The 3,019-nt window shown below is 60.3% G+C and carries 3 protein-coding genes and 2 tRNA genes; all 5 read right to left on the minus strand.

What is annotated here, in order from left to right; translation table 11 throughout:
- Nucleotides 1–122: 122 nt before the first annotated feature.
- Nucleotides 123–208, minus strand: a tRNA-Tyr gene (locus ACY69P_RS15665).
- Between the two features lie 9 nt (nucleotides 209–217).
- Nucleotides 218–293, minus strand: a tRNA-Thr gene (locus ACY69P_RS15670).
- Between the two features lie 226 nt (nucleotides 294–519).
- Entirely contained in the window at nucleotides 520–1,443 is a 924-nt protein-coding gene (gene lpxC, locus ACY69P_RS15675; protein WP_462328156.1) for a UDP-3-O-acyl-N-acetylglucosamine deacetylase, read from the minus strand.
- A gap of 131 nt (nucleotides 1,444–1,574) precedes the next feature.
- Nucleotides 1,575–2,465 (minus strand): peptide chain release factor N(5)-glutamine methyltransferase, encoded by an 891-nt coding sequence (gene prmC, locus ACY69P_RS15680; RefSeq protein WP_462328157.1) that lies wholly within the window; start codon nucleotides 2,463–2,465, stop codon nucleotides 1,575–1,577.
- On the minus strand, nucleotides 2,462–3,019 hold a 558-nt coding region (locus tag ACY69P_RS15685), incomplete at its 5' end, for a peptide chain release factor-like protein (RefSeq protein ID WP_462328158.1). The genes prmC and ACY69P_RS15685, both read right to left, overlap by 4 nt.

The raw sequence follows: 3,019 nt of genomic DNA on the forward strand, positions 1-3,019 counted from the left end.
ACCCGCAACCCTCAGCTTGGAAGGCTGATGCTCTAGCCAATTGAGCTATTCCCGCGCACTACTCTGCAGTCAAGCAACAGGTCCACCCTGTCTCCTACAGTTCTTTTAGCGCTAAATATTGATGGTGGAGGGGGGAGGATTTGAACCTCCGAAGGCAATCGCCGACAGATTTACAGTCTGTTCCCTTTGGCCACTCGGGAACCCCTCCATTCTCTGCTGGAGCTGGTGATAGGAATCGAACCCACAACCTGCTGATTACAAATCAGCTGCTCTGCCAATTGAGCTACACCAGCGCAGTAATTTTCAAAGTGCCGTCGGTGAGTGCGTTTCGCTCTCCCCGTCGGCGAGGAGCAGAACTATCTGGAACTGCCACCGGGGTCAAGCGAATTTTTCAACTTTTTTGATTTTCCCTACAAAAAAGTGGTCTTCCCCCTTATCCGTCGCACCGATCCCGGAGCTTATCACAAAAAAAACCGCCCCGGAAGCGGGACGGCTTTTTTGACGAAACCCAGACAGGGCCTAGGCTAACGCGGGCACACCCACGGCCTCGGACTCCTTTTCGGCGCTGCGGGCGGCCATTTGCGGCTCCACGGCTTCCACCGTGCGCAAATAGGACGCGCCGTTGTCGATAAGTTCGCGCAAAAAGGCATTATTAAATGCGTGGCCGGAGCAGCGCACCTCAAAATGCCCAAGAAGCGGCAGCGGGCTCACGGCCATGTCGCCAATAAAATCGAGAATTTTGTGCCGGACGAACTCGTCCTCAAAGCGCAGCCCCTCGGCATTCACCACGCCGTACTCGTCGAGGACCACGGCATTTTCAAGCGAGCCGCCCAGGGCAAGGCCATTTTTCTGCAAATATTCCACATCGCGCAGGAAGCCGAAGGTCCGCGCCTTAGCAATTTCCGCCTCGAAGGTTTCGGGCGTCAATTCAAAGCTGCGGCGCTGCTCGGCAATGAGCGGATGCTTGAAGTCAATAATATAGTCCACGCGGAACCCGTCGTACGGGCTGACGCGGATGGCCTTCTCCTCATCCTTATGGGAAAAGGGCTTGGCCACGGCGAGGGCGCGGCGCGGCTTGCCCTGCCTGCGGATTCCCGCTCCCTTGAGCAGAAACACGAAGGATCCGGCGCTGCCGTCCATGATGGGCACTTCCCCGCCCGTCACTTCAATCTGTATATTATCTATACCAAGACCACGCGTGGTGGCCATCAGGTGCTCAACGGTGGCAACGGAGTCCTTGCCCTGTCCGAGGGTGGTGGCAAGTCCGGTCCCGATCACGCTCTCGGGCGTGGGGGTCAGAAAGCGCGTGCCGTTTTCGTTCTTAATGACGAAGACGATACCGGTATCCTCATCCGCGGGACGCAGAACGAGTTCCACCTTGCGGCCACTGTGCAGGCCGATGCCGGAGCATTTGACTGATTTTTGGATTGTCGTCTGTTGCATTCATAGCCTCCGCCACGCTTGAAGCAAAATACGTGCCGGAATTTTAAAAGTCATAACATACTGAAATTACTGGGCTTTACACCAAGGGCGCTGCGGTGCAAGTGTTACAAATAAGCAACACTCGTGTGTTTTCACACACACTTTTCGCTTCGCAGGGCCAGCACGTATCTGTCCTTTCCGGCAAGGTCGCGGCGGATGGTTACCGAAGAAAACACGCCCTGCCCTTCCACGATGCGGCGCACGGCTTCGCCCTGCGTCCAGCCAAACTCCATCAGGAAGAGTCCCCCCGGTCGCAGAGCACGGGCCACCTGCGGCAGCAGCGCGCGCACGCACTCCAGACCATCGGACTCCACGTGCCCATCAGGGACCAGCGCGGTCCGCGGTTCAAACTGCGACACTTCGGGATCCAGTTCGCGGTATTCGGCCTCGCTCACATAGGGCGGATTGGACACCACAAGGTCCAAGCTCCCCGCCGCGGCAAAAGGCTGGGCAAAGTCGCCCCGCACAAAGGCCACCCTATCGGCCACACCATGCCGGACGGCATTGGCGCGCGCCACGGCCAGCGCGTCGGCGCTCATATCCAGCGCCACGCCGCGCGCGTTGGCAAACAGGTGCGCCACAGTCACGGCCAGACAGCCGCTGCCCGTTCCAAGGTCCGCAAAGCGCAGCGGCGCATCCGCGGCAAAGTGCGCTTCCACATCCTCAACAATGTGTTCCGTCTCCGGACGCGGCACAAGGACGGCGCTGCTGACGGTGAAGTCCAGACCGTAGAATTCCTTTTCTCCAAGGATATAGGCAACCGGCTCCCCTGCGGCGCGGCGGGTGATAGCCACCTGCACGGCCACAGCTTCGGCGGGGGTGAGGACTTTGTTTGGATGCACCAGAACGTCGAGGCGGCGCATCCCCAAGGTATGCGCCGCCAGAATTTCTGCCGAGAGGGCTGGGCTGTCGACACCCGCCCGCTCAAGCTGCGCGCGGGCTTCGGTGATGACCGCGCGCAGTGTCGGGTTTTCCCGGATCACGAGTCCTCCGCCTGCTGCCGGAGTGCCTCGGCCTGATAATGGCTGATGAGGGACTCGACAAGCTCGTCAATGTGGCCCTGCATGACTTCGTCGAGGCGGTACAGGGTCAGGTTGATACGGTGGTCGGTGACGCGGCCCTGCGGGAAGTTGTAGGTCCTGATGCGTCCGGAGCGGTCGCCGGAGCCAACCTGTGCGCGGCGGGCATCAGCCTGCTCCTGATGCTGCTTGTCCTGCTCCATCTGCAGCAGGCGCGAACGCAGAACCTTCAGCGCTTTGGCCTTGTTCTTGTGCTGGGACTTTTCGTCCTGACACGTCACAACGAGGCCGGTGGGCAAATGGGTCACGCGGATGGCGGAGTCCGTGGTGTTCACGCTCTGGCCGCCGGGGCCGGAGGAGCGGTACACGTCAATGCGCAGCTCGTCGGGGCTGAGGTTGATCTCCACGTCCTCGGCCTCGGGCATAATCGCCACGGTGCAGGCGGAGGTGTGGATACGGCCCTGCGACTCGGTGGCGGGCACGCGCTGCACGCGGTGGATGCCGGACTCGTACTTGAG

This window comes from Desulfobaculum sp. (genome assembly GCF_054921475.1).